The 25896-nt window shown below is 68.9% G+C and carries 19 protein-coding genes and 2 pseudogenes; 9 read left to right on the forward strand and 12 right to left on the reverse strand.

The window, feature by feature from the left end; all coding sequences use genetic code 11:
* Positions 1 to 32: 32 nt before the first annotated feature.
* Positions 33 to 995, reverse strand: coding sequence for a transcriptional regulator FtrA (gene ftrA / locus CFB89_RS25500; RefSeq protein ID WP_089470277.1), 963 nt, complete (start codon positions 993 to 995; stop codon positions 33 to 35).
* Positions 996 to 1107: 112 nt separating this feature from the next.
* Here ftrA and CFB89_RS25505 point away from each other — a divergent pair, with 112 nt between their 5' ends.
* Positions 1108 to 1527, forward strand: a complete 420-nt coding sequence (locus CFB89_RS25505; protein ID WP_089470278.1) for a rhodanese-like domain-containing protein — start codon at positions 1108 to 1110, stop codon at positions 1525 to 1527.
* 90 nt (positions 1528 to 1617) lie between these two features.
* Positions 1618 to 1944, forward strand: coding sequence for a superinfection immunity protein (locus CFB89_RS25510; protein WP_089470279.1), 327 nt, complete (start codon positions 1618 to 1620; stop codon positions 1942 to 1944).
* Between the two features lie 15 nt (positions 1945 to 1959).
* On the opposite strand, the pseudogene CFB89_RS25515 reads toward CFB89_RS25510, so the two are convergent.
* The 7 genes and pseudogenes from CFB89_RS25515 to CFB89_RS25545 form a co-directional block, all read right to left on the reverse strand.
* Positions 1960 to 3115: pseudogene (locus CFB89_RS25515) on the reverse strand (cytochrome P450).
* A gap of 100 nt (positions 3116 to 3215) precedes the next feature.
* Entirely contained in the window at positions 3216 to 3482 is a 267-nt protein-coding gene (locus CFB89_RS25520) for a YodC family protein (RefSeq protein WP_089470280.1), read from the reverse strand.
* Positions 3483 to 3817: 335 nt separating this feature from the next.
* A complete protein-coding gene (locus CFB89_RS25525; protein ID WP_089470281.1) occupies positions 3818 to 4678 on the reverse strand; it encodes an oxaloacetate decarboxylase in 861 nt (286 codons plus the stop codon).
* A gap of 142 nt (positions 4679 to 4820) precedes the next feature.
* Positions 4821 to 6488 (reverse strand): ankyrin repeat domain-containing protein, encoded by a 1668-nt coding sequence (locus CFB89_RS25530; protein WP_089470282.1) that lies wholly within the window; start codon positions 6486 to 6488, stop codon positions 4821 to 4823.
* 181 nt (positions 6489 to 6669) lie between these two features.
* Complete coding sequence (locus CFB89_RS25535; RefSeq protein WP_089470623.1) at positions 6670 to 7095, reverse strand: N-acetyltransferase; 426 nt, start codon at positions 7093 to 7095, stop codon at positions 6670 to 6672.
* A gap of 57 nt (positions 7096 to 7152) precedes the next feature.
* On the reverse strand, positions 7153 to 8013 hold the full coding sequence (locus tag CFB89_RS25540) for a MurR/RpiR family transcriptional regulator (protein ID WP_089470283.1): 861 nt from the start codon (positions 8011 to 8013) through the stop codon (positions 7153 to 7155).
* Positions 8014 to 8068: 55 nt separating this feature from the next.
* Positions 8069 to 8422: a YgiW/YdeI family stress tolerance OB fold protein gene (locus tag CFB89_RS25545; RefSeq protein ID WP_089470284.1), complete on the reverse strand. Its 354-nt coding sequence runs from the start codon at positions 8420 to 8422 to the stop codon at positions 8069 to 8071.
* A gap of 234 nt (positions 8423 to 8656) precedes the next feature.
* On the opposite strand from CFB89_RS25545, the gene CFB89_RS25550 reads away from it, so the two are divergent.
* The 5 genes and pseudogenes from CFB89_RS25550 (at position 8657) to CFB89_RS25570 (ending at position 12444) form a co-directional block, all read left to right on the forward strand.
* Complete coding sequence (locus CFB89_RS25550) at positions 8657 to 9319, forward strand: response regulator (RefSeq protein WP_089470285.1); 663 nt, start codon at positions 8657 to 8659, stop codon at positions 9317 to 9319.
* A 5-nt stretch (positions 9320 to 9324) separates the two neighbouring features.
* Entirely contained in the window at positions 9325 to 10692 is a 1368-nt protein-coding gene (locus tag CFB89_RS25555; RefSeq protein ID WP_373559873.1) for an ATP-binding protein, read from the forward strand.
* Positions 10693 to 10927: 235 nt separating this feature from the next.
* On the forward strand, positions 10928 to 11374 hold the full coding sequence (locus CFB89_RS25560) for a MarR family winged helix-turn-helix transcriptional regulator (protein WP_089470287.1): 447 nt from the start codon (positions 10928 to 10930) through the stop codon (positions 11372 to 11374).
* A gap of 34 nt (positions 11375 to 11408) precedes the next feature.
* Positions 11409 to 11774, forward strand: a pseudogene (locus CFB89_RS25565) (antibiotic biosynthesis monooxygenase); the annotation flags it as partial.
* A 469-nt stretch (positions 11775 to 12243) separates the two neighbouring features.
* The gene (locus CFB89_RS25570) at positions 12244 to 12444 is read left to right on the forward strand and encodes a hypothetical protein (protein ID WP_089470288.1); all 201 of its coding nucleotides are present in this window, start codon (positions 12244 to 12246) and stop codon (positions 12442 to 12444) included.
* A gap of 482 nt (positions 12445 to 12926) precedes the next feature.
* Here the strand turns inward: CFB89_RS25570 and blaPEN-B are convergent, their stop codons facing one another.
* Positions 12927 to 13865 (reverse strand): PEN-B family class A beta-lactamase, encoded by a 939-nt coding sequence (gene blaPEN-B, locus CFB89_RS25575; protein WP_089470289.1) that lies wholly within the window; start codon positions 13863 to 13865, stop codon positions 12927 to 12929.
* Between the two features lie 136 nt (positions 13866 to 14001).
* Here blaPEN-B and penR point away from each other — a divergent pair, with 136 nt between their 5' ends.
* Positions 14002 to 14892 (forward strand): beta-lactamase transcriptional regulator PenR, encoded by an 891-nt coding sequence (penR, locus tag CFB89_RS25580; protein WP_089470290.1) that lies wholly within the window; start codon positions 14002 to 14004, stop codon positions 14890 to 14892.
* A 483-nt stretch (positions 14893 to 15375) separates the two neighbouring features.
* Here the strand turns inward: penR and CFB89_RS25585 are convergent, their stop codons facing one another.
* The 3 genes from CFB89_RS25585 to CFB89_RS25595 form a co-directional block, all read right to left on the reverse strand.
* The gene (locus CFB89_RS25585) at positions 15376 to 15627 is read right to left on the reverse strand and encodes a hypothetical protein (protein WP_006482135.1); all 252 of its coding nucleotides are present in this window, start codon (positions 15625 to 15627) and stop codon (positions 15376 to 15378) included.
* A gap of 96 nt (positions 15628 to 15723) precedes the next feature.
* Positions 15724 to 17946 carry an amylo-alpha-1,6-glucosidase gene (locus CFB89_RS25590; RefSeq protein WP_089470291.1) on the reverse strand — a complete coding sequence of 741 codons (2223 nt, stop codon included), beginning with the start codon at positions 17944 to 17946 and terminating at the stop codon, positions 15724 to 15726.
* 155 nt (positions 17947 to 18101) lie between these two features.
* The gene (locus CFB89_RS25595) at positions 18102 to 25199 is read right to left on the reverse strand and encodes an autotransporter-associated beta strand repeat-containing protein (protein WP_256979759.1); all 7098 of its coding nucleotides are present in this window, start codon (positions 25197 to 25199) and stop codon (positions 18102 to 18104) included.
* Between CFB89_RS25595 and CFB89_RS35505 the strand changes: the two genes are divergently transcribed.
* Positions 25198 to 25326, forward strand: coding sequence for a hypothetical protein (locus tag CFB89_RS35505; protein ID WP_256979760.1), 129 nt, complete (start codon positions 25198 to 25200; stop codon positions 25324 to 25326). The two genes, CFB89_RS25595 and CFB89_RS35505, sit on opposite strands and share 2 nt — an antisense overlap.
* Positions 25327 to 25896: the final 570 nt, after the last annotated feature.

Here is a 25896-nt window from a genome sequence, read left to right on the forward strand (position 1 = left end):
TCGCGCACGAGCGGCCGCACCGAGAGCGCCTGCTACGTGCCGCCGCGATCCATCCCGCGCCGGTACGCGGCCGGGCTCGTCGCCGCGACGCGCCGGAAATGCCGGCGCAGCGATTCCTCGGAACCGAACCCGGCACGCGCCGCGACCTGCGCAAGCGGCAACGCGGGCTGTGCTTCGAGCATGTCCTTCGCGACGTTCACGCGTTCGCGGATCAGCCATGCGAGCGGCGACATCCCGGTCGCATCCGCGAACTGACGCTGCAGCGTGCGCGTGCTCATCGCGGCCTGCGCGGCGAGCGACGCGAGCGTGTGCGGCTCGGCCGCATGCGCGCGCATCCAGTCGATCAGCTTCGCGAGCCGGTCGGTGCCGCCCGGTGCAACCGGACGCGGCACGAACTGCGCCTGGCCGCCGTCGCGATGCGGCGGCAGCACGAGGCGCTGCGCCACGCGGTTCGCGATCGCCCCGCCATGATCGCGGCGCACGAGATGCAGCAGCATGTCGAGCCCCGCCGCCGAGCCGGCCGACGTGACGATCCGGCCTTCGTCGACGTACAGCGCATCGGGATTCACGCGCAGCGCCGGATAACGCGCCTGCAGGCGTTCCGCATATCGCCAGTGCGTCGTCACCGTGAGACCGTCGAGCACGCCGGCCGCCGCCAGCACGAACACGCCCGAACAGATCGAACAGAGCCGCGCGCCGCGCCGATGCGCGGCCCGCAGCTTCTTCAGCAACGGCTCGGGCGGCAGCTCGTCCGGATCGCGCCAGCCGGGAATCACGATGGTGTCCGCGCGATCGAGCGTCGCGAGCCGGTAGGGCGCGGCAACGGTGATGCCGCCCGCCGCGCGCACGGGCCCCGGCTCGCTCGCGCATACCGCGAAGCGATACCAGTCGACGCCGAGTTCGGGCCGCTCGAGCGCGAACAGTTCGACCACGCAGCCGAATTCGAACGTGCAGAGACGATCGTAGGCGAGCGCGACGACGAGATGATTGTTCATGGCGCGATGTTACCGGAACTTGTCGATCGCGCCACTGCCGCGAAACCGGCCGAACCGCGATACTGCCCTTCATCGCGGCGCATTCCGTGCCCGCTCGACCAGGAGCCCGACCATGTCCTATGTCACCGACGTCCCCGCCGCCGACAGCCGCGCCGCCCTCGCGCATTTCGAGGCCTCGCTGCGCTTCGAGACCGATTGCTGGGACGTGCACGACGCACTCGCGTCCGGCACGCCCGATTTCGTGCTGCTCGACGTGCGCGGCCCCGATCAGTTCGCCGCCGGCCACGTGCCCGGCGCGCGCAACCTGCCGCGCCGCAAGATCATCGAAAGCAAGCTCGCCGGTTACGCGGCCGATACGCTGTTCGTCGTCTACTGCGCGGGGCCGCACTGCAACGGCGCCGCGCGCGCGGCGCTCCAGCTCGCGCGTCTCGGCCGACCGGTCAAGCTGATGATCGGCGGCGTGACGGGCTGGCGCGACGAAGGTTTCGCGCTGAGCAACGACGTGCAGCCGGCGGACGCCGAAGCCGCCTGATCGTCACCAAAAGCGCAACAATCAATTGCCTGCACGCGAACGGAAAAAGCGCGACAATCAACCGCATTGCAGTTCGGACGGAGCAGCACCATGCATGATGCAGTCCTGATTCAAGTGGCCGGTTCAGTCGCGGCGATCGCGCTCTATTTCCTGCCGGCCGTCATCGCCGATCGGCGCGGCCGGCACGACAAGCTGACGATCGCGATGTTCAACGCGCTGTTCGCGTGGACGGTCATCGGCTGGCTGATGACGCTGTACTGGGCGTGCCAGCCGAACCCGCGCACCGACGTCGCGCAGACGATCCTCGCGAAGCGCCGCGGCGTCAGCATGCGCACTTTCTCGACCGGCCTCGTCGAACGCGTGCAGCGCCGCGTTGCCGCCCAGGAACGATGGGCGGAAAAACAAGGCTGCCGTTAAGTCCCTCTTTCCCCTTCACCGCATCGCGTCGAACTTCGGCATCCTGACGTTGGTCGACGCGCGGTAATCCCACTTAAGTGCATCGCGCGGCGGCCAGCCGTCCGCGCGCAACCACGCCGCGAACGCCCCCACCGCCACCGCCCGCGCGATCCGCTCGCCGGGACACCCATGCGGCCCCGTGCCGAAGCCGAAATTCGGCCCGGCCGGGCGGCCCGGCATCAGCCGGTGCGGATCGCGATGCACGGCCGGATCGCGATTCGCGGCAGCAAGCACGACGAGGATCGCGTCTCCGGCTTCGACGCTCACGCCTTCGATCGTCGTGCGCGCCGCGACGAAACGGCGCGTGTTCTGCACCGGTGTATCGAAACGCCCGACCTCGGCGACGAATGCGTCGAGCGCGGCCGCGTCCGGCGCCGCGCCGGCTTCGCCGTCCCATGCCACGAGCGCATTGCCGAGCCACGCGGCCGTCGCCTCGCACGTCTGCGACAGCAACCCGACGAGATTCGCGACCAGCGCACCGCTCGCGTGCCAGCCGGACGCGCGGGCCGCCTGCTGCACCGCGGCGACCAGCGTGCCGTCGTGCGCGTGCGACTGCGCGACGCGTTCCGTCATCCGGTCGAGCAGGTGCCGCGTCGCTCGCACGCGCCAGCGCCGCGGCATCCGACAGCGGCGACAGCGCGGCGACGAACGCGACGACCCGCGCCGCGATGTCGTCGAGCTGCGTTTCGTCGAAGCCGAGCAGATCGGCGACCGCGCACACCGGCACCGTCATGCACCACGCGTTCAGCGCATCGGCATCGCCGGCCGCGGGCAACCGCCGCGCGGCAAGCGCGTCGGCGCGAGCGCGCAGCGCATCCGTGTCGATCGGCGCGAACGCCGCGCGCAACGCCTGCTTCGGCACGTCGTGTCGCGACGGGCCATCGTTCATGCGCACCAGCTCGCCGAATAGCGCACCGGCCGTCGTGCCGCGCAACACGGGCGGCACCGGCGCATCGAGCGGGCGCACGCGGCAGGCCGGATGGCCGAGCACGGCCGTCACGGCCGCCGCGCGGCTCGCGATCCACAGGCCGAGCGTGGCGTCGAACGCAAGCGGCGGCCCGTCGACGAGCGCGGTGTAATAGGGATAGGGATCGCGGTGCGTGACCGCGGCAATTGGATCGGTCGGGTTCATGCGTTCAGTATCGGCGCAGCGCGCCGCCGCATGTTTCGGGGTAGCGTGAAATGTCGTCGCAGGACGCCGCACGTCGCGGCATCGCGGCGGCCGGCCGGCGTCAGGCCGCCGACCGGCAGCGGTGCGACTGCATGCGCAGCCGGACCCGCCCGGCCGAAATCGCACGCGGCTCGGGCACCACCGTGTCGTGATGAAACATTTCCTGCCGGAACTCGCCGTTTTCGTCGAACCACTGGCAGATCAGCCAATCGCCGTCGTCGAACACGACCGGCCCGGCATACGTGACGGTCATGCGCGGCCCGCCCGTTTTCAGCGTCACGACATCGCCCACGCGAAATCCGACGCGGTGATTTTCTCGGATCGTCATCGCTCTCTCAGCTTTTTATATATTGATATTCCCGGCAACGCACTCACCGGTCATTGGAACGTGCCGGAGATTATCAATCAAAAAATCATCCGGCAACTCCCGCGCACTGAAACGTTCTGAACGGGAACCTGCAACAATGCGCGGCATCGTCGCGCATGACGGCCCGCCGAGTCTCGGATTCGGCGTGGTTTGCACGCCGACGGCAGTCGATCGGGCGGAATGCGGAGAATAAACGACGATTTTCGCGTCAGTATCGACGATTAATACGGAGGCGAAACCGATTGATTATTGTCAATCAATGCTTAAATGGAAACGATTCCGGATTTTATTGGGGCTCATTCGTTGAACAAAATCGGCGAATTATCCGGCGCCGCGAACCAGCGGTTGATATCGCGGCCCGGCACGGCGGCCCGGGTAAACGTGAACGTGCCGTCACGTCTCATCTCCGTCGCCGCGCGCAGGAATGCGCCTAACGCGGCCCGCGCCAGCGCGCCGCCGACGCTGACACGCTTCACGCCGAGCGCGGCCAGCTCGTCGAGGCTCAGCAACCCGCCCTGCAGCCCCATGACGACATTGACGGGCGCGCCGACCGCCCGGGTCACCGCCGCGATCTCGTCGGCATCGGTGATGCCGGGCGCATACAGCACGTCGGCGCCGGCGTCGCGATAGGCGACGAGCCGCGCGATCGTGTCGTCGAGGTCGCGGCGGCCGTGCAGGTAGTTCTCGCAGCGCGCGGTCAGCGTGAACGGAAACGGCAGCGCGCGCGCCGCGTCGACGGCCGCCGCGATCCGCTCGACCGCCGCGTCGCGCGCATAGATCGGCGTATCGGCGCGGCCGGTCGCATCCTCGATCGAGCCGCCGACCGCGCCCGCCTCGGCCGCCAGCCGGATCGTTTCGGCCACGGTGGCGGGCGCGTCGCCGAAGCCGTTCTCGAGATCGGCGCTGACGGGCAAGCCCCCCGCGGCGACGAGATCGGCGATGTGATCCAGCATCGCGTCGCGATCGATCGCGTTGTCGGGCCGCCCTTTCGAAAACGCGTAGCCGGCGCTCGTCGTGGCGAGCGCTTCGAAGCCGGCCATCGCGAGCAGTCGCGCGGTGCCGGCATCCCACGGGTTCGGGATGATGAATGCGCCGGGGCGCGTGTGCAGCGCACGGAAAGCTTCGGCGTGGCGAGCTTGCTGGTCGGAATGGGGCATCGCGAACTCCGGGAAGGGTTTGACGGTGAGCTTACGCCGGCCGTGCACGCGACGTTTCAGCGTTTGCCGAAATGTCGTCGCGCAACCGGAAACACCCGGGCCGGCCGGATGCGGGTCGCCGCGTTCAACGGCCCGCGTCGGTTCACGCCGATACGGGCCGCCCGTCGTCGATGCCGAGCAACACGTCGGTGACGGCCTCGGAGAACCGCATCGCGCGACCGTCGATCAGCACGCCTTCCGGATTCGACGGATCGCGCACCGCTGGCGGCACGCTGTACGCGAGCAGCACGCGCGCGCACGCTTCCCAGTCGGGATCGCCGACGCCGTCCGGCTCGTTGACGGACGCCCAGGACAGCGTACCGAGCGCGTCGCTGCCGAACCGGTGCAGGTCGCGCCAGCTCGCGCCGTGCGCGAGCAGGAACGCCAGCAGCTCGGCATCGCCGCGGAACACCGCGTGATTCAGCGCGCTCGCGTTCCAGTCGCCGCCACGCGCGGCGACCGGCCAGCCCAGTTCGACCATCACCTTCACCGCGTCGCGCGAACCCCACGCGGCGGCGTCCGGCAGCAGCCGCAGCCGGTCGCCGGACAGCGCACCGGGGAGTTCAGGGTGTTTCGCCTGGATGCGCCGCGCGTCGTCGGCATCGGCGCGCGCGCAGGCCGCCATGAACGCGTCTTGTGCATCGAGCGCCTCCTCCGCGCCGGCCGCGCGCAACAGCGCCGCGACGTCGGACAACCCGGCCTGCATCGCCAGCCGGTACGCGCTGACGCCGGCCGCGGTCCGCGCGCCGGGATCGGCGCCGGCCGCCAGCAGCGCGGCGATATGGCGTGCCGGGCAACGCACGGCGATCGCACGCAGCAACGGCGCGCCCCACGTCTTCGTCGGCCCTTCCCCGGCCGGTTCGTTCGGGTCGCCGCCGTGCGCGAGCAGCAGCTCGAGCGCGGCCGGGTCCGGCACGTCGAGGGCGCGCCGCAACGCATTCGTCCCGCCCACCCGTGCGCCGTGCTCGAGCAGCAGACGCGTGCATGCCGGGTTCTCCACCGAGTGATACAGCGATTCGCCGTCGTTCGGATCGGCGCCGGCGTCCAGCAGCATCGCGGTGAGCACCGGATCGCGATTGACGCCGGCGGCGCCATACAGCGCCGACAAGGGTTCGGACTCGTCGGGCTCGGCAAGCGAGGCCGGCGGATACCGGTTGCCGATCCGCTGGTTCGGATCGGCGCCCGCATCGAGCAGATGACGTGCGCACGCACGCAATCTGGCCGCGAACTCGGGAAGCTGCGCGAGCCGCGAATGCGTGACGGCGACGAGCGGCGGCAACTTCAGCGCACCGCCGGCGCGCGCGATCCAGCCGGGATCGGCGGCCAGCGCGGCCTTTACCGCGTCGAGATCGCCCGCCGCGCATGCGACGGTCGGGTCCGCCGACACGAGATCGGGATGATCGAGCAGCAATTGCGCGGCGACGCGCGGCCGGGCCGCGTCGAAGCCGCCGGTCACGTCGGCGCCGTAGGCGAGATCGAGCCAGCGCCGAAACAGCCGCGACCGCGGTTGCCGCGCGAGCGCATGCGTGTCGACGAACACGCCGAGATCGGCCCACGAAGCAAAACCGTACTCGCGCGCGATGCAGGACTGCGCGTCGTGCAGGCGGAGGCCGAGCGCGAGCGTTTCGTCATGCGTGCGATGCGCGGCGGCGGGCAGCGACTGGACGAAGCGCGCGACGGCATCGGCGTCGCCCTGCCGGTACAGGCGCAACAATGCCTTGGCCTGCTTTTTCAGATGATCGGGATGGGCGTTCGGAGGCAGCTTTTTCATGCGGATCCTCGTGCATGGAGGGCCGAAGGTCCGCAATACCGCCAGCACGAAGGATGGGGAGACTCGATTGGCTGCGACAGGTGGGTTGAACCCTTTCCGCGGACCCGGAAGCGACCTGCATCGCTGCCCGGTATCGTAGGCGACGGCCGACGGCATCGTCAACCGCGCCGCGCGGCGCCGTTCAGCCCGCGAGCTTCTTCGTCAGGAAGATGCGCGTGTGCCCGAGCGGATAATCCGGCAGCTCGCCGAAACGCACATAGCCGCGCTTCTCGTAGAACGGCCGCGCCTGGAAGTCGAACGTATCGAGCCACGCGCTGTGGCAGCCGCGCGCGACGGCCTCTCGTTCGGCCAGATCCATGATGCGCGTGCCGGCGCCCTGGCCGCGCGCGGCCTCGGGCACCACCAGCAGGTCGACATGCAGCCAGCCGAACGCCGTGCCGCCCCACAGGCCGCCGACCACCGAGCCGGTCGCGTCGGTCGCGATCACGGCCAGCGGCCGGAAATCGACCGGCCCGGCCTGGCTTTCGTTGAAGCGGACGAGCGGCGCGACGATCTGCTTGCGCACGTCCGCGTCGGCCGTGTCGGTCACGGCGTAGGTCAACGTCATCGGTTGCATCGGGTCGTCAATGAATGTGGGCCCAACAAGCTGCATGGTTCGCGCCCGTCAAACGACGTACGCGCCCTTCGCGTGCAGCTCCGCCTCGGTCCGCTCGAGCGCCGCGACCGCATCGCCGCCTTCCAGCGCCAGCAACTGCGCGACCAGCGCCTCGGCCATCGCATGCGCGGCCACCAGCGACGGAAAGAACGACGGGCTGTCGTGCGTGAAGATCAGCTGCGCGTCCGCGTGCAGCGCGATCGGCGACACGGCGCTGTCGGTGATCGCGACGATCTTGCTGCCCTGCGCTTTCGCCGCCTGCGCGACACGCGTCGCCTCGGCCGAATACGGCGCGAAGCTGATGATCACGGTCACGCTCTGCTTCGCGATCGTCCGCAACTCCATTTCGAGCGAACCGGCGACGCCGTTGAGCAGCGACACCGTCGGACGGAACAGCCGGTAGCCGTAGACGAAACCGAACGCGACCGGATAGCACGAGCGAAACCCCGCCACGTGCACGTGCGATGCCTTGCGGATCAGCTTGGCGGCATCCGCGAGTGCGTGCTCGTTCTGCGCGGCGGTCGCCGACAGGTTGTGCTGCTGCGCGGCGAGCAGATCGTGCGCGAGCGACGCCTTCGCGTCGGGCCGCACCAGCGAGCGCGCGCGCTGCGTGAGCGGCTCGGGACGCGTGCGCACGCGCGCGACGCACAGGTCGCGCAGCTCGTTCCAGCCGGGAAAGCCGAATTGCTGCGCGAGCCGCACGAGCGACGCGGGCTGCACCTGCGCGCGCTGCGCGACCTTGCGCATCGACGACGTGGCGACTTCGTCGGGATGATCGAGCAGGAAGGCCGCGCCCGCCTGGAATTGCGGGCTCAGCTCGGAAAATTGCGCCCGGATCCGGGACGCGAGTTCGTCGAAATTGGCGGCCATCTTGGTGGGAACGGGAACCGGTCGTCCATGGTATCACCGGCCCCGCGCCCACCGGTCAGCGCAGCACTTCGACGTGATCGGCGTCGACCTTCACGCGGCCCGACCATTTGCGCTCGAATTCGCCGGTCAGCTTCACTTCGTTCCGATCGCTGACGGGCTGGCCTGCCGCCCACAACTTGTGGTCGATCTCGACGCGGATCGTGCCGGTGGCGTCGGCGAACTCGTAATCCTCGCCGCCGACGTGCTTGACGATACGCCCCTGCAACTGCACGTGCTGGTCGTCCCGGCCGTTGGCGAGCAGTTCCTTCACGGTCGTCGTGGTCAGCGCGGACGGCCCCGTGTATTGCGCGTGGACGGCGGCAGGCAGCGCAACGAGCGCAACCGCCAGGATTCTGGCCAGGTATTTCATGATCTCGGTCCTCTTCTTCGGTGTGGCGCCGCGCTCCGTTGAACGCGACGGCGCCAGATTACGGACCGTAAGCTTAAGCAAACCTGAACGGCATGCCGACGTGACACGGTGCCTCATCGGACGAGTACGAAAGCGGGCCGCGTACCGCAGCCTTTAAGCTTCGCCTAAGACGCGTGCGCTTATCATGAGTACCCCGGGCGCCGCGAGCGCCCCCGTCGGAGAGACACGAAAGCCATGCGCGTACTGCTCGTCGAGGATGATCCGCTGATCGGCAGCGGGCTCGAACAGGGCCTCAAACAGGAAGGCTTCGCGGTCGACTGGGTGAAGGACGGCGACGCCGCGTCGCTCGCGCTGCGTACGACCGGCTACGGGCTGCTGCTGCTCGATCTCGGGCTGCCGAACCGCGACGGCCTGTCGGTGCTCGCCGCGCTGCGCCGCCGCGACGAAAACCTCCCCGCGATCATCATCACCGCGCGCGACGGCGTGCCCGACCGCATCGTGGGCCTCGACAGCGGCGCGGACGATTATCTCGTCAAGCCGTTCGAGCTCGACGAACTGCTCGCCCGCATCCGCGCGGTCACCCGCCGCCATGCGGGCCGCGCGCAGACGACGCTCGCGATCGGCCCGCTGCGGCTCGATCCCGTCAAGCATCTCGTCTGGCTCGACGACGACGAAGTGCCGCTGTCGCCGAAGGAATTCGTGCTGCTGCACGAGCTGATGCGCGAACCGGGCGCGGTGATTTCGCGCGAACAGTTCGAGGAACGGCTGTACAGCTGGGGCGAGGAAATCGAGAGCAACGCGGTGCAGGTGCATATCCACAACCTGCGTAAAAAGCTCGGCCACGACATGATCCGCACGGTGCGCGGCGTCGGCTACCGGATCGGGGACGGCACGTGACGCGCATGCAACGCGCGGCCGCGCGCTGGCGCAACGCGTCGCTGCGGCGGCGCCTGCTGACGTGGCTGCTGCCGGCCGCCTGCGTGATCGGCCTGGTCGCGAGCGCCGGCACCTACTGGGGCGCACTGCGCGAACTCGACGACCTGCTCGACGACCAGATGCGCAGCATGTCGAAACAGATCGTCGTCGGCCCGAACGGCGAGCTGTCGTTCAGCAACGACGCCGAGGGCAAGCACGGCTTCGAAGCGAGCGACCCCGATGCGGTGCTGCTGCAGGTATGGCGCAACGGCACACTGGTGTATTCGACCGACCGCGATTCGAAACTGCCGCCGCCCGCGCAGCAGGGCATCGCGAGCGTCGACGTCGGCGGCCAGCCGTGGCGCACCTATGTGACCGAGCGCGGCGGCACGACGATCCGGCTCGCGCAGGCGCGGCATGCGCGCTGGGAAGCGATCGCGGGCATCGCCGTCCACCTGCTGTGGCCCGTGTTCTCGATGCTGCCGCTGCTCGCGCTCGCCCTGTGGTTCGGCATCGGCGCGGGGCTGCGGCCGTTGCGGGCGATCGCGTCCGGCCTGAAACGCAGGAATGCGAACAACCTCGAGCCGGTCGACGTCGCGTCGATGCCGAACGAGGTCCGCCCGCTCGCCGAGGCGATCAACGACCTGCTCGCACGCCTCGACCGCTCGTTCACGCTGCAGCGGCACTTCATCGCCGATGCCGCGCACGAGCTGCGCACGCCGATCATGGGGCTATCGATCCAGTCGCAATTGCTGCGACGCGCGGCGACCGCCGAGGAACGCGAGCACATCCTCGCGCAAATCCAGGCGGGCACGACACGCCTCGGCCACCTCGCCGAACAGTTGCTGACGCTCGCGCGCCTCGAACCCGATGCGCAGGCGGCCGCCGCTGCGTCGGCGCCGGTCGATCTCGCCGCGCTGTGCCGCTCGGTGGTGTCGGACCGCGCGCGCGTCGCCGATGCGCACCGGATCGATCTCGGCGCGCTCGTCGACACTCCCGTGATCGCATCGGGCAACGCCGACACATTGCGCGTGCTGCTGAACAACCTCGTCGACAACGCGATCCGCTACGCGGGCGACGGCGCGCGCGTCGACGTGTCGGCGCGCATCGACGGCGAGACGCCCATGCTCGAAGTCGCCGACGACGGCCCCGGCATTCCGGAGGCCGAACGCACGGACGTGTGGGAACGCTTCTATCGCGGCGAAGGCGCGCAGGCGGTCACGTCGTCGGGCAGCGGGCTCGGGTTGTCGATCGTCAAGCGGATCGCCGAACAGCATCGCGCGACCGTCGCGCTCGGCACCACGCGCGGCGGCCGCGGGCTGACCGTCACGGTGCGCTTTCCACGACCGGCCTGATGCGCGCGGCGGGCGGCTTGTCCACAGATTATGTTGGCAAGCTTGTGGACAAGCTTCCATTAACCGCACCAAGCCCTTGATCGGAAAGGGTTTGTCGTGCGTGCGCGGCAAATGCGCCGGACCGCGGCATGCACGCGCTCGCGTCAGTTGTCGTCGTCGATCCGCTCGCACCCTCATACTGACAACCAGTTGTCCATTACGTAAAGTAGTTGTCAATTTACGACTCGAGCCGGACATGACCAAATCCGACAAGTTGACCGCCGTCGCGCTGTCCGTATTCCGGTTGAACGGCCTGCTGATCGAATGGGGCAACGCCTTCGCCGGGCCGCACGGCTTGACCAGTGCGCGCTGGCAGGTGCTGGGCGCGATCGCGATGGCGCCGGACGCGCCGAACATTCCGCAGATCGCCGATGCGATGGGCATCACGCGGCAGGCTGTCCTGAAACAGATCAACGTGCTGACCGACGAAGGGCTGGTGCTGTCGCTGCCCAATCCGGCGCACAAGCGCTCGCCGTTGTATGCGCTGACGCCGCGTGGCGAAGCGGCCTATCAGGCCGTGGTCGAGCAGTGGCAGCGGCATGTCCGCGACATCGCCGGCGGCTTCAGTTCCGCCGACCTCGACGCCGCGCTTCGCGTGCTGTCGGCGATGTCGGGCGTGCACGGCCACGACGGCCGCGCGTGACCGCCCCCTCACCTCTACCCCGCCCGGAGTGCCCATGCGTCAGTTCAAGCCAATGGATCCGGCCTGTCCGATCCAGCAACAGATCGCGATCGACGCGCAGCCGGTCGTGCTCGTCGACGTGTTTACGCTGGCGGCCGCCGACGAAGCCGACTTTCTCGCCGTCTGGAAGGACGATGCGGCATTCATGAAGCGGCAGCCGGGATTCATCTCGACGCAGCTTCATCGCGCGCTCGGCGACAGCCCGACCTGCCTGAACTACGCGATCCGGGAATCGACGGCCGCGTTTCGCGCAGCCTTCACGCATCCGGAATTCGTCGCGAAGCTGTCGGCCTCTCCGTCGTCCGCGGTCGTCAGCCCGCACCTGTTCCAGAAGGTCGGTGTGGCCGGTATCTGCACCGCGCAAGCCCGCGTGCGAATCGTGGCAGCGCGTGGCATCCCGCCGAATCGCGAACGCGGACTTCTCCACAGAAAATGTTGGCAAGCTTGTGGATATCCTGCGCACCGCGACGCTAAACCCTTGATCCGATGGACTTTGGCACGCGTGATGCAGACGCGGCGCGCGTCATGGCCATCGCGCACACCGCTTCGCCGCACTTCGCATCACGATGCCACGACGCCACGCCGATGTGAGGCCGATGCACGCCCTAACCGCAGCACGCCGGCCTGACTTCGCGCCGCGCCACTTACCCACAGATTGTGTTGGCAAGCGTGTGGATATCCTGCGCAAGCCTGCGCTAACGCATTGATCGGCCTAGGGTTCATGCCACGTGTCACAGTTTCGGCAGCGCCCGGCATCAGCCTGCGCGAACACGGACGATTCGGTGCGATCGCAGCGCGCCGCATCACGACATTTCAATCCGAGGAAGACCATGGAACACTTCACCGCGTGGCAATTGCTCGTCTCGCTCGTGCTCGTCGCCATCGTCGTCTATCCGTACGTCCGCATCGTTCGGCGCACCGGGCATTCGGGCTGGTGGATCCTGACGATGTTCGTCCCCGTGCTGAACTTCGTCATGCTGTGGGTGTTCGCGTTTGCGCGCTGGCCCGCCGTCGACGATCGGCGGCCCTGACTGTTGCGGCCGCAGCCGCACGCAAGCTTGTCCACAGATTGTGTTGGCAAGCATGTGGATAGCCTGCGCATACCGCGATCAAGCGCTTGATCCGAAAGACTTTGTTCGCGCCGCCTCGAAAACGGCACACGGCCGCGCAAGCGCCGGTTGCGTGTCGCCTCGGCGCGCGACGCGCCGCCTGCCACACTGCCTGCCGGGCTTGTCCACAATTTTTGTTGGCAAGCGTGTGGATAGCCTGCGCATACCGCAGCCAAGCGCTTGATCCAAAAGACTTTGTTCGCGCTGCTTCAATCGCGGCACGACGGCGCGAGCGATGCCGGGCGCCGCGGCGCGCGTGCTTGTCCACAATTTTTGTTGGCAAGCATGTGGATATCCTGAGCATGCGCGACCTAAGTCGTTGATCGCACAACGTTTGATCGCGCGGGTCACGACTGCGGCACGACGCGCCTGCGGATCTCGCCACGCGCGCCGTGCCGCGCGGCTCAACCGAACGTCTGCGCGACGATGCGCGCGACCGACGCGATCACGTCGTCCTTCGCCCGCGCATCGGCGCGAGCCTGCGTGTAGTACACGGCCAGCACGATCGGCGCGCGCGACGTCGGCCAGATGACGCCCACGTCGTTCGTGGTCCCGTAGTCGCCGGTGCCGGTCTTGTCGCCGACCGTCCACCCGGCCGGCACGCCCGCACGAATCCGCTTGTCGCCGACCTTGTTGCCGCGCAGCCACGCGACGAGCTGCGCACGCTGCGCGGCGGGCAATGCGTCGCCGAGGGTCAACACGCGCAGGCTGGCCGCCATCGCGGCAGGCGTCGTCGTGTCGCGCAGGTCGCCCGGCAGCGCGGTGTTCAGTTCGGTCTCCCATCGATCGAGCCGGAACGTGTCGTCGCCGATCGAGCGCGCGTAGGCAGTCACCGCCGGCGGGCCGCCGATCAGCTTCATCAACAGGTTCGCGGCCGAGTTGTCGCTGTACTGGATCGTGGCCTCGCACAGCGCGGCGACCGTCATGCCCGCGCCGACATGCCTCTCCGACACCGGCGAATAGTTGACGAGGTCGGCCTTCGTATACGTCACGCGCTGTTGCAGCAAACCCGGCCGCTCGACGCTCCGCGCGAGTACCGCCGCGCTCAGCATCGCCTTGAACGTGCTGCAGAACGGGAAGCGCTCGCCCGCGCGATGCTCGATGACCCGGCCGCTCGCCGTGTCGATCGCACACACGCCGAGACGGCCACCCGCGTCGCGTTCGAGGTCGGCAAGCGTCGCCGCCGCCGCGGCGGGCGCGATGGCATCCGCGGCAGCCGCCGCTGCCACCGTGGCGTCGTCCGGCGCGGCGGCCTGTCGCGACGCGCACGCGGTGACGGTGAAAACGAGCGGCGCCGTCGCGGCGGCCAGCAACAGGGTTCGACGTTTCGATGAATAGGTCATGTCGGTTGTCTCGTGGTGGAATGGCGGCGCAACGTTGTCGACGTGTTGGAAACAGCCGGCCGCCGAGACAGCACTATCGAGACTTTACGGTTGCCCGACAAGCAACGATAATTGAGCGCTGACAAAAGAAATTCTTATGACTAAGCTCCGCCCTCATCTTCCGCTCAATGCGTTGCGCGCGTTCGAATCGTCGGCGCGCCACCTGAACTTCACGCGCGCCGGCCTCGAGCTGAGCGTGACCCAGGCCGCCGTCAGCCAACAGGTGCGCTCGCTCGAGGAGCGGCTCGGCTGCGCGCTGTTTACGCGACTGCCGCGCGGCCTCGGGCTGACCGACGAGGGCCGCGCCTTGCTGCCGGTGCTGAGCGACGCGTTCAGCCGCATCGAGACGGTGCTCAAGCAGTTCGACGGCGGCCGTTTCCACGAGGTGTTGACGCTCGGCGTCGTCGGCACCTTTGCCCTAGGCTGGCTAATGCCGCGGCTGAAGCAGTTCGGCGACACGCACCCGTTCGTCGAGCTGCGGCTGCGGACCAACAACAACGTCGTCGATCTCGCCGCCGAGGGCCTCGATTTCGCGATCCGCTTCGGTGAAGGCAACTGGCCCGCAACACGCAACGAGCGGCTGCTCGATGCGCCGCTCACCGCGCTGTGCACGCCGGACATTGCACGGCGCATCGCGCAGCCGGTCGATCTCGCGAACGAAACGCTGCTGCGCTCGTACCGCACCGACGAGTGGCTCGGCTGGTTCGACGCCGCGCAGCTCGAACCGTGGGCCGTCAACGGGCCCGTGTTCGATTCGTCGCGGCTGATGGTCGAGGCCGCGATGCAGGGGGCGGGCGTCGCGCTCGCACCCGCGTGCATGTTCGCGCGCGAACTGCAGCTCGGCCAGCTCGCGCGGCCGCTCGACATCGACGTGCGCGCGGGCGGCTACTGGCTCACGTCGCTGAAATCGAAACCGCTGACGCCCGCGATGACGCTCTTTCGCGACTGGATCCTCGCGGAAGCGGCCGGCGCGGCGGCGGCCGGGTAACGCGGCCTCGCTTGTCCACAGAAAGTGTTGGCAAGGATGTGGATATCCTGGGTACCCGGAGCCTAAGCCCTTGATCCCGCACGCATTAGCGTGCCGGTGCACGCGGCGGGCAGCCCCGGCGCACGGGCCTCGCGCACGCATTGCCCGCCGATCGGATCGTCAACCATGGCGACGCAATCGATTGCAAGTTGTCCACAGATTTTGTTGGCAAGCCTGTGGATATCCGTCAGATCGGACGCGTAACATCTTGATACACAAGGGGATTCGATTCACGGACCTTGACCGGTCAATGGTGTGGCACCGGAACGGTTGCCGAACCGCACGCCGTGCACGTGCGACGCGCCCGGCCCAAAGCCGGGCGGTTCTCCACAGATTGTGTTGGCAAGCTTGTGGATATCCTGCGTATCGGGCACCTAACTGATTGAGCGCACGGGGTTTTGTGCCGCGTCCGCCGAATCGGGCAGCGCGTGCGCCGCCCTTGCATCAGTGACGGTCGAGGCCGCCGCGCAATTCGCTCGCCTTGTCGCGCAGCGCTTCGTAGCCCGAACGCGCATGCTCGGGCAGATCGGGATCGCCGATCAGCGCGCCGAGCGTTTCGATCAGGCTGAACAGGATGCCCTTCGCCGCGCCGACCGCGATGCTCTGCGATTCGATCGACTTGTGCAGGTGGTCGACCGCCGCTTCGAGATTCTCGAGCTTGTGCTCGCCGTCGTCGGGCCGGTTGTCGGTCGTCATCGTCTACCTCCGCCATCGTTCAAGGGTCATGTCACGATTCTATGCCGCCGCGCGCGAACGTGGCGCGACATCGCGCAACGTTCGCGCGGCCCCGCGCTACAGCACCGCGACCACCTGCACGCGGCCCGGCTGCTCCGCCGCCGCGATGACCTGGCCGTCGACCCGGCGGAACGTCAGCGACACGGTTTCGTCGCCGACGCGCAGCGCATCGATCCGCAGCCAGTCGACGCCTTCCGGCAAGGCCGGCCGCTCGACGCGCACCTCGTGGCGCGACGCGTCGATGCTCACGCCGAGGCATGCCTGCAGCATCATGAACGGCGCGCCGGCCGCCCACGCCTGCGGCAGGCAGGCCACCGGATACGCGGTCGGCGGTTCGCCGCGCCGGCGCGGGAACCCGCAGAACAGCTCCGGCAAGCGCATCTCGAAGCTCACCGCCGCCTCGAACAGCGCACGCAGCAGATTCACCGCGGCCGTCTTGTCGCCGTAGCGCGCCAGGCCGCGCGCGATCAGCGCATTGTCGTGCGGCCATACCGAACCGTTGTGATAGGCCATCGGGTTGAAGCGCGGCTGGCCGGCCGCCAGCGTGCGGATGCCCCAGCCCGTCTGGAACAGCGCCGAGCCGAGCACGCCGGCGACCGCCGCGCCGCGCTCGGCGTCGGGCAGCCCGAACGCCAGCAGGTGGCCCGCGTTCGATGCGAACACACGGCACAGCTCGCCATGACCATCGAGCGCGATCCCGTAGAAATCGCCTTCCGGCATCCAGAACAGCGCATCGACCTGCTCGCGCAGCGTCTTCGCACGCAACGCGTAGCGCGTCGCGTCGGCCGCATGGCCGCGCCGGCGCGAGCACGCCGACATCGCGTCGAGCGCCGCGCACGCATAGGCCTGCACTTCGACGAGCGCGATCGGCCCGTCCGGGAAATGGCCATCCGCGTGGAACACCGAATCGTGGCTGTCCTTCCAGCCCTGGTTCGCGAGGCCGCGCTCCGACGTGCGCTGGTAATCGAGCAGCCCGTACGGGTTGCGGTCGCACTTGTCGATCACCCATTGCGCGGCGCGCTCGAGCGCGGGCCATAGCTCGTCGATCAGCGCATCGTCGCCGGTGCGTTCGGCATAGGCGCCCGCGAGCACGATGAACAGCGGAGTCGTATCGACGCCGCCGTAGTACAGCGCGAACGGCACCTCGCCCGTCGCGGCCATCTCGCTGCGGCGGAACTCGTGCATGATCTTGCCGGGCTCCGCGTCGCGGAACGCGGAGGTCTCGCGCGCCTGATGCTCGGCGAGAAAACGCAGCACGCCGCGCGCGAGCGACGGCTGCAGCCACAGCATCTGCAGTGACGTGATGATCGCGTCGCGCCCGAACGGCGTCGAGAACCACGGAATGCCCGCATACGGATACGGCCCCGTGTCGAGCTGCGTCGTGAGCAGCCCGAGATCCGCGAGCGAACGATCGAGCCAGGCGTCGAACAGCGGATTGCCGGTGTTCACGCGTGCCATCGATTCGCGCCGTGCGCGCATCTCGCGATGCACGCCGACGAGCGCGGTGCGCAGCGCGACGCGGCCGCATCCGGGCCCTTCGGCCTCCGCGGGCCCGAGCGTCGCATCGACGGTCAGGTAGATCGACACGCACGCCTGCGCGGCGATCGTCAGCGTGTAGTCGGCGCGATCGACCGACAGCGCGTCGGGCGCCGGCGAGAAATGCACGGTCACGTTGCGCTCCACGCTGTCGAGACCGTCGTAGCGCAGCCGCACCGCGCCCGCGTCGACGCGCGGCGCGCCCACCGTGCCGCGCTTCGGCCGCCGCGTGCCGCGCACTTCGAACATGTCCTTGAAATCGGCCGCGAACGACAGCGACAGCGGCACCTCGGCTTCGCTCGCGCCGTAGTTCGTCAGCGTCAGCGCTTCGTACAGCACGTCGCCCGCGAGCACGCGCATGCGCTCGATATGGATCACGCCCTCGGGCGTCTCCTTGCCGCCGAGCGGCGGCAGCGGGCGGTTCGTCAGGTGCGCGGTGAACGACGCGTTGTCGGCGCTCGTCGCGCCCGACAGCAGCGACGGCGCACGGCCGCCGAACGTCAGGCGCCAGGTCGACAGCACGCGCATGTCGTCGACGAACAGGCCGTCGTCATGCCCGCCGATGTCGCCGAGCGCGTCGCTGACCACGAACGCGTCGCCGGATTTCAGTACGTACTGGTTGTTGCGCGCGAGGACCTGCGGATCGGCTTCGGGCGCGATGAAGGCGGGACCCGACGCGGGGGTCGCGGCAATCGGCGCGACTTGCGGCGCCTGCGTCGTCGTGGCTTCGGCGTGATTCGGCATCGATGCTCCTGTGTCGAGGCGCAACGCGCGGCGCGCGTCGCGTGTTTCGCACAGGATAGGCCAGAACGGCGAACGTGCGCAGCGACGAAACGGCCGCGGCGCGAGACGACGTTGCTTCGTCGCCTCGCGCCGCGTACGGCCACGTCAGTTGCCGGTCAGAATTTCCACAGGATGTTGCCGAGGATCGCGTTGTCGCGCACGCCGCTGCCGTATTGGCCGCTGTACGTGAGACCGAGCGTCAGGCGCTTCGTGATGTTCGCGTCGATGCCGGCTTCGAGCACCGCGCTGTCGCGAGCAATCGGCACGCCCGACACCTGGAACGACGTGCCGCCGTTCGCGAACGTGAACGCCGACGACGGCCGCACGTTGCCGAACGCATGCCGCCAGCCGACCGTCCCGCGCGCGGTGAACGTGCCGCTCGCGATCGAGCCGAGCTGCGACGCCGCACGCAAGCCGAGCGTCGAGAAGCCGACGTGGGTCGTCTCGCCGCCGGCGCGCAGCGCGGCCGCGCCGCCGGTTTCCGTATAGCCGTCGGTATGCAGGTTCACGTACGCGAGGCCCGCGAACGGTTCGATCGCGACCGGCCCGACCGGCAGCGCGTAGCCGACTTCGCCGAACACCTGCGCCGAATTCGCGTCGTAGCCGGCCGAATCGTGATCGGAGAAGCCCGCGAAGCCCGGATAACGGTCGCTGTTGATCCGATACCACGTGTACGACGCGCCGCCGCGCACGCCGAGTGCGCCATACTGCGCGCCGCCGTACAGCGACACGTAGTAGCTGTTCACCGCTGCCGACGAACTCTGGTCGTTGTCGAGCGAGCTGTGCGTGACGCCCGCGGCCAGACCCGCGCGCCACTTGTCGTTGAGCGCCATGTCGGCGCCGGCGATGAAGCCCGTCATGCTGCGGTTGATCGACGACGCGTTGCCGTCGCCCGCGAGCCGGCTGCGGCCGCCGAACGCCTGCCCCCAGACGACCGGCTGATAGGGCGTCCCGCCGTAGCACCCGGCGCGCGAACCGATCCGGCGTTCCGGCGGCAACGTCGGATCGACCGCACCGGCCGTGTTGTCGCCGCACAGCGCGGCGCCGCCCGACGACAGGGCCGCGAGCGGGCCCGATCCGGGCGCGAGGCCCTGACGGACGCGATCGGTCACCGCGTCGCGCACATAGCGGCTGTCGAGCAGCAGCATGCTTTTCAGGCTCGCCTGCAATTCGCTGCCGAGCAGCCCGTACGCGCGGCGTGCGGTCGGCGCGTCGGTCGTCAGCACCGTGTCGTACAGCGGATTGCCGGTGCCGAGTGCAGCCACCGCGGTCGCGACCGAGCGCTGGTTCGGGGTCGTCGCGACGTCGGGCAGCGACGTGCCGTTCTGCGCCAGTTGCAGATACACGTGACCCGGATCGTAGCGGAGGGTCGGCGTCAGGAACGCGTAGTTCGCGCTCACCTGGGTGAACGCGCCCTGCACGCCCGACGACGCGCTCAGGATCGTGTATGTCGTGCCCGGCTGATAGGTGCTCTGGTTCGCGAGCACCTGCACGGTGCCGCCGTTCAGCGTCGCCGTGCCGCTGGCCGCGAGGCTGCCGCTTTGCTGCGGCGTGGCGGCGACCTGGAACGTCGAACCCGGCTGGAACGTGACGTTGCCGCCCACGTTCAGCGCCGCGCCCGGTTGCGTGGCGGCCGCCGTCGCGCCGCCCTGCACCACGAGGCCGCCGATCGTGCCGGTGCCGGTCACCGTCGCGCCGCTCTGCACGGTGACGGTCGACTGGCCGAGCGAACCGTTGACGGCGAGCGTGCCCGCGCCGACCGTAGTCGGACCGCTCAGCGTGCTCGTGCCGGTCAGCGTCAGTTGCCCGCTGCCGGCCTGGGTCAGCGAGCCGGTGCCGGACAGCACGCTCGCGATCGTCACGTTGCCCGATTGATTGACGATCAGCGCACCGTTGTCGACGACGTCGCCGGCCACGCTGCCCGACGTGCCGCCGTTGCCGAGTTGCAGCGTGCCGCCCGCTGCGATCGTGGTGCCGCCCGTGTACGTGTTGCTACCGGTCAGCACCTGCGTGCCGCTCGTCACCGTCACGCCGCCCGAGCCGCCGATCGTGCCGCCGAACGTGCTGCTGCCGCTGCCGTTCAGCGCCAGCGCGTTCGCACCGAGAGTCACGTTCGTGCCGGCCGCACCCGACAGCCCGCCGATCGTTTGCGCGCCGGTCGCACCGCTCACGTCGAACGTCGCACCCGTGCCCGCGAGATTCACCGCGCCGGTCGACGCGAGGCTGCCGCCCGCGCCGAGTGCGAGCGTGCTGCCGCCGTTGATCGTCGTGCCGCCCGTGTACGTGTTCGCCCCCGTCAACGTCTGCGTGCCGCTGCCGGCCAGCGTCACGCCGCCCGTTCCGCCGATCGTGCCGCCGAACGTGTTGTCGCCGCTGCCGTTCAGCGTCAGCGCATTCGCGCCGAGATTCACGTTCGTGCCGGCCCCGCCGGTCAGCGTGCCGATCGTCTGCGCACCCGTCGCGCCGCTCAGGTTGAACGTCGCGCCTGCGCCCGCCAGATTCACCGTGCCGGTCGACGCAAGGCTGCCGCCTGCGCCGAGCGCCAGCGTGCTGCCGCCGCCGATCGTCGTGCCACCCGTGTACGTGTTCGCGCCCGTCAGCGTTTGCGTGCCCGTGCCGGCGAACGTCACGCCGCCCGTCCCGCCGATCGCGCCGCCGAACGTCCCGTTGCCGCTGCCGTTCAACGTCAGCGCGTTCGCGCCGAGATTCACGTTCGTGCCGGCCGCGCCGGCCAGCGTGCCGAGCGTCTGCGCGGCCGTCGCGCCGCTCACGTCGAACGTCGCCCCCGCGCCCGCGAGGTTCAGCGCGCTGCCGGACGCGAGGCTGCCGCCCGCGCCGAGTGCGAGCGTGCTGCCACCGTTGATCGTCGTGCCGCCGGAATACGTGTTCGCGCCCGTCAGCGTTTGCGTGCCCGTGCCGGCGACGGTTACACCGCCCGTCCCGCCGATCGTGCCGCCGAACGTACCGTTGGCGCCGCCATTCAGCGTCAGCGCATTCGTGCCGAGGTCGACGTTCGTGCCTGCCGCACCGGTCAGCGTGCCGATCGTCTGCGCGCCGGTCGCGCCGCTCAGATCGAGCGTCGCACCGGCGCTGGCGAGGTCCATCGCGCCGGTCGATGCGAGGCTGCCGCCCGCGCCGAGTGCGAGCGTGCCACCGCCGCCGATCGTCGTGCCGCCGGTATACGTGTTCGCGCCCGTCAGCGTCTGCGTGCCGCTGCCGGCCAGCGTCAGGCCGCCGGCGCCGCCGATCGCGCCGCCGAACGTGTTGCTGCCGTTGCCGTTCAGCGTCAGCCCGTTGCCGCCGAGGTTCACGTTCGTGCCGGCCGCGCCGGTCAGCGTGCCGAGCGTCTGCGCGGCCGTCGCGCCGCTCACGTCGAACGTCGCCCCCGCGCCCGCGAGGTTCAGCGCGCTGCCGGACGCGAGGCTGCCGCCCGCGCCGAGCGCCAGCGTGCTGCCGCCGCCGATCGTCGTGCCGCCCGTATAGGTGTTCGCGCCGGTCAGCGTCTGCGTGCCGGTACCCGACAACGTGAGACCGCCGGCGCCGCCGATCACCCCGCCGAACGTGCCGCTGGCCGTGCCGCCGAGCGTCAGTGCGTTGCCGCCCAGGTTGACGTTCGTTCCAGCGACACCCGACAGGGCGCCGAGCGTTTGCGCGCCTGTCGCGCTGCTCAGGTCCAGCGCTGCACCGGCACCGGCAAGGTTCATCGTGCCGGTCGACGCCAGGCTGCCGCCCGCGCCGATCGCCAAAGTCCCCGCGTTGATCGTCGTGCCGCCCGTATAGGTGTTCGCGCCGGTCAGCGTCGTGGTCGCCGCACCGTCTTTCACGAGGCTGCCCGCGCCGGAAATCGCCCCGCCGAGCGCGAGGCTGTTGCTGCCCCCCAGCGTCAGCGCGGCGCCCGTGCCGAGATTGACCGCGTTGCCGACCGACAACGCGGCATTCGTATCGAGCGTCGCCGCGCCCCCGACGGTCAGCGCGCCGGAACCGAGCGCTCCACCGTTGCCGAGCACGAGGCTCCCGCTATTAAGGTTCGTGCCGCCCGTATAGGTGTTCGCGCCGGTCAGCGTCTGCGTGCCGGTACCCGACAACGTGAGACTGCCCGTGCCGCCGATCACCCCGCCGAACGTGCCGCTGGCCGTGCCGCCGAGCGTCAGTGCGTTGCCGCCCAGGTTGACGTTCGTTCCAGCGACACCCGACAGTGCGCCGAGCGTTTGCGCGCCTGTCGCGCTGCTCAGGTCCAGCGCTGCACCGGCACCGGCAAGGTTCATCGTGCCGGTCGATGCCAGGCTGCCGCCCGCGCCGAGTGCCAAAGTCCCCGCGTTGATCGTCGTGCCGCCCGTATAGGTGTTCGCGCCGGTCAGCGTCGTGGTCGCCGCACCGTCTTTCACGAGGCTGCCCGCGCCGGAAATCGCCCCGCCGAGCGCGAGGCTGTTGCTGCCCCCCAGCGTCAGCGCGGCGCCCGTGCCGAGATTGACCGCGTTGCCGACCGACAACGCGGCATTCGTATCGAGCGTCGCCGCGCCCCCGACGGTCAGCGCGCCGGAACCGAGCGCTCCACCGTTGCCGAGCACGAGGCTCCCGCTATTGAGGTTCGTGCCGCCGGTGTAGACATTTGCGCCGGTCAGCGTCTGCGTGCCGGTGCCCGCCAGCGTCAGGCTCCCGGTGCCGCCGATCGTGCCGCTGAACGTGCCGCTGGCCGTCCCGCCCAGCGTCAGCGCGTTGGCGCCGAGGCTCACGCTCGTGCCCACGCCGCCCGACAGCGCGCCGATCGACTGCGCGCTGCCCGCGCTGATGTCGAACGCGGCGCCCGGGTTGACCAGGTTCACCGTACCCGTGGACGACAGGCTGCCGCCCGCGCCGAGCGCGAGCGTGCCGGCATTGATCGTCGTGCCGCCGGTGTACGTGTTCGCGCCGGTCAGCGTCGTGGTCGCGGCGCCGTCCTTCACGAGGCTGCCCACGCCGGAAATCGCGCCTCCGAGCGTGAGGCTGTTGCTGCCGCCCAGGGTGAGTGCGGCGCCCGTGCCGAGGGTGATCGCATTGCCGACCGACAGGCTCGTGGTCGTATCGAGCGTCGCCGCGCCGCCGACACTCAGCGCGCCGGTGCCCAGCGCCCCGTTGTCGCCGAGCACGAGGCTGCCCGCGTTCAGCGCCGTGCCGCCCGCATAGGTGTTCGCGCCGGACAGCGTCAGCGCCGCGGCGCCGTTCTTCACGAGACCGCCGCCACCCGCGACCAGGCCGCCCAGGCCGAGATCGGCGCTGCCGCCGAGCGTCAGCGTCGTGCCCGTCGCGATGTTGACGCCGTTCGCGAGCGACACGTTGGCAGTCGCATCGAGCGTCGACGAACCGTTGACATTCACCGCGCCGAGGCCGAGCGACGTATTGCTGCCGACGACGAGGTTGCCGCCGTTCAGGTTCGTGCCGCCCGTGTACGTGTTCGTGCCGGTCAGCGATTGCGTGCCGCTGCCCGACAGCGTCACGCTGCCGGATCCGCCGATCGTGCCGGCATAGGTCGCATTGCCACTGCCGTCGAGCGTCAGCGAATTGGCGCCGAGGTCCACGTTCGTGCCGGCCGCGCCGGCCAGCGCGCCGATCGTCCGCGCGCCCGACGCAGTGCTCAGGTCGAACGTTGCGCCCGCACCGGTCAGATTGACCGTGCCGGTCGCGGACAGGCTGCCGGCCCCGCTCAGCGCGAGCGTGCCGCTGTTGATGGTCGTGTCGCCCGTATACGTGTTCACGCTGCTCAGCGTCGTGGTTGCCGCGCCGTCCTTCGTGAGGCCGCCGCTTCCGCTGATCGTGCCGGTCAGGCCGAGATCGTTGCTGCCGCCGAGCGTCAGCGTCGAGCCGGTCGCGAGATTGACCGTGTTGGCGAGCGTCACGTTCGTGTTCGCGTCGAGCGACGCCGACGCGTTGACGTTCAGCGCGCCGGTGCCGAGCGCCGAATTGTTGCCGACCACCAGGCCGCCGGCATTCAGGTTCGTGTCGCCCGTGTAGCTGTTCGCGCCGGACAGCGTCAGCGTGCCGCCGTCGTTCTTCGTCAGCGCACCGCCACCCGACACCGCGCCGGACAGCGTCAGCCCGGTCGCGCCCTGCACCGTCAGGCCGCCCGCGCCAAGCGACACGTTGTTGGACACGTCGAGCCCTGCCGTGCCGGCCTGCAACGCACCGCCGTTGCCCGTGACGGTACCGGTGCCGAGCGACGCGTTGTCGTTGATGATCGCCACGCCGCCCGTCAGCGTCGCGTCCTGCGCGGTGGACGCGCCGTTGATCGTCCAGTTGCCGCTCGTGACGTCGAGGTGATTGAAGTTGATGTAGTTGTTGACCGCGATCGTGCCGTTCGCCGCGACGCCCTGCTGCAGGTTGAGCGTATTGTTGCCGCCCGCGCCGCCGTCGACGACGCCGGTTGCCGCCACGCCGAGCGTGACCGGGCCGACCGTGATGTTGAACGCGACGCCGGTGCCGCCGGCCGTGTTGACCGCCGAGCCCGTCACGGCATTGAACGTATTCGTGCTGTTCGCCCCCATCGACACGCTGCCGTTGATCGTGCCCGAGTTGGTGAACGTATTGCCCTGCCCCGGTGTGCCGCTCGAACCCAGCGACACGCGACCGGTGATCGTTCCGCTGTTCGTCATGTTGACCGTGCCGCCGCCGTAGGCGGCGACCACCGGCGCATCGGCGCCAGTCAGCGTCGCACCGACCAGTGCGGAGGAGCCGATCGTACCCGTGTTCGAAATGGTCGACGTGCCGCCCGTGCCGTTTTGAACCGCCAGCGCCATGCCCGTCACGCCGCTGATCGCGACGCCGGTCGTGCCCTTCATCGTGCCGTTGTTGGTCACGGTCGTGGTGCTCGCCGCCGCGTTCCCGACCACCGCACCGCTCGACAGCACGCCGAGCCCCGAGCCGAGCACCGACGGGTCGATCGTGCCGTTGTTGGTCAGCGTGACGTTACTGCCGGTCAACGACATCGCCGTGCCGCCGACGCCCAGCAGCACGCCGACGCTTGCACCGGGATTGACCGTCGCGTTCACGTTGTTGGCGCTGTTCGAATAACTGGGCGCCAGCGGATTCGCGACGCCGGAACAGGTCACCGTGGTGCCCGCCGTGCTGCAGACCGCATAGGCGGGGACAATGCCCGCGCCCGACAGCGCCAGAAACACGCCGGTGGGCAACAACAGTCGCGGAAACGGCTCAATCGCTTTTCTCTGACGGACAGGGTTCATGCTTTCCCTCTTTATTGATTTCGGATTTGGTATTGGTATTGCGGCCGCAGCGAACGGCACGCAGCAGAAAATCGCGGATAAAAGCGTCCTCCCCGGCAATCGCGATGCGCTGTCGGTTTATTCGTGATGATTTTTTGATCGGCCCGGGAATGCAGCTGCGAAACTAGTCGAATGACATGCCGACGGCCCCTGGTTTATGCAGCGACTTTCTGGTTGATTTGATTACTACCCTCTTTCGTCAGACTAGGCTATATCAAACCCGAACCGTTTTCCAGTCGATATTTTCCCATCGGATCAATGGCCGACGATTATGTACTTTTTTTACTTTCTGACAGATGCGCAGCAATGACATGCGACACGCTCTCCGCCGGCTTTCCTTGATTTTTCGCAAAGACAACGGCCGTACCGCATCGGTGGAAACACCGATATATCGCCCTGATTCAATACACGCGGATTTTGCGGCGCAATATTTTTACCGCGATGAATGATCCATTCAGATAATCCACATCCACTTAATTAATCGATCGGATCCGGATTATGGAACTGTCGGCGGAATTGTTTTGATTTTTCGACTCGCAAGAAATCTGAAACGCGAATCGTTATTATTTATTCGGTGCCGATGAAATTCGCGCGGCCGGCGCGAGACGACAGGAAACCGGAAAAAACAACGAAACCGCCCGCACCGGAAGCGCACGCT

Source organism: Burkholderia sp. AU16741 (assembly GCF_002223345.1).
Taxonomy (GTDB): Bacteria; Pseudomonadota; Gammaproteobacteria; order Burkholderiales; family Burkholderiaceae; genus Burkholderia; species Burkholderia sola.

Bases quoted from the DNA above. Each gene is read 5' to 3' on its own strand.
- ftrA (WP_089470277.1), bottom strand. From the start codon at position 995: ATGAACAATCATCTCGTCGTCGCGCTCGCCTACGATCGTCTCTGCACG.
- CFB89_RS25505 (WP_089470278.1), top strand. From the start codon at position 1,108: ATGTCCTATGTCACCGACGTCCCCGCCGCCGACAGCCGCGCCGCCCTC.
- CFB89_RS25510 (WP_089470279.1), top strand. From the start codon at position 1,618: ATGCATGATGCAGTCCTGATTCAAGTGGCCGGTTCAGTCGCGGCGATC.
- CFB89_RS25520 (WP_089470280.1), bottom strand. From the start codon at position 3,482: ATGACGATCCGAGAAAATCACCGCGTCGGATTTCGCGTGGGCGATGTC.
- CFB89_RS25525 (WP_089470281.1), bottom strand. From the start codon at position 4,678: ATGCCCCATTCCGACCAGCAAGCTCGCCACGCCGAAGCTTTCCGTGCG.
- CFB89_RS25530 (WP_089470282.1), bottom strand. From the start codon at position 6,488: ATGAAAAAGCTGCCTCCGAACGCCCATCCCGATCATCTGAAAAAGCAG.
- CFB89_RS25535 (WP_089470623.1), bottom strand. From the start codon at position 7,095: ATGACGTTGACCTACGCCGTGACCGACACGGCCGACGCGGACGTGCGC.
- CFB89_RS25540 (WP_089470283.1), bottom strand. From the start codon at position 8,013: ATGGCCGCCAATTTCGACGAACTCGCGTCCCGGATCCGGGCGCAATTT.
- CFB89_RS25545 (WP_089470284.1), bottom strand. From the start codon at position 8,422: ATGAAATACCTGGCCAGAATCCTGGCGGTTGCGCTCGTTGCGCTGCCT.
- CFB89_RS25550 (WP_089470285.1), top strand. From the start codon at position 8,657: ATGCGCGTACTGCTCGTCGAGGATGATCCGCTGATCGGCAGCGGGCTC.
- CFB89_RS25555 (WP_373559873.1), top strand. From the start codon at position 9,325: ATGCAACGCGCGGCCGCGCGCTGGCGCAACGCGTCGCTGCGGCGGCGC.
- CFB89_RS25560 (WP_089470287.1), top strand. From the start codon at position 10,928: ATGACCAAATCCGACAAGTTGACCGCCGTCGCGCTGTCCGTATTCCGG.
- CFB89_RS25570 (WP_089470288.1), top strand. From the start codon at position 12,244: ATGGAACACTTCACCGCGTGGCAATTGCTCGTCTCGCTCGTGCTCGTC.
- blaPEN-B (WP_089470289.1), bottom strand. From the start codon at position 13,865: ATGACCTATTCATCGAAACGTCGAACCCTGTTGCTGGCCGCCGCGACG.
- penR (WP_089470290.1), top strand. From the start codon at position 14,002: ATGACTAAGCTCCGCCCTCATCTTCCGCTCAATGCGTTGCGCGCGTTC.
- CFB89_RS25585 (WP_006482135.1), bottom strand. From the start codon at position 15,627: ATGACGACCGACAACCGGCCCGACGACGGCGAGCACAAGCTCGAGAAT.
- CFB89_RS25590 (WP_089470291.1), bottom strand. From the start codon at position 17,946: ATGCCGAATCACGCCGAAGCCACGACGACGCAGGCGCCGCAAGTCGCG.
- CFB89_RS35505 (WP_256979760.1), top strand. From the start codon at position 25,198: ATGCTTTCCCTCTTTATTGATTTCGGATTTGGTATTGGTATTGCGGCC.
- CFB89_RS25595 (WP_256979759.1), bottom strand. From the start codon at position 25,199: ATGAACCCTGTCCGTCAGAGAAAAGCGATTGAGCCGTTTCCGCGACTG.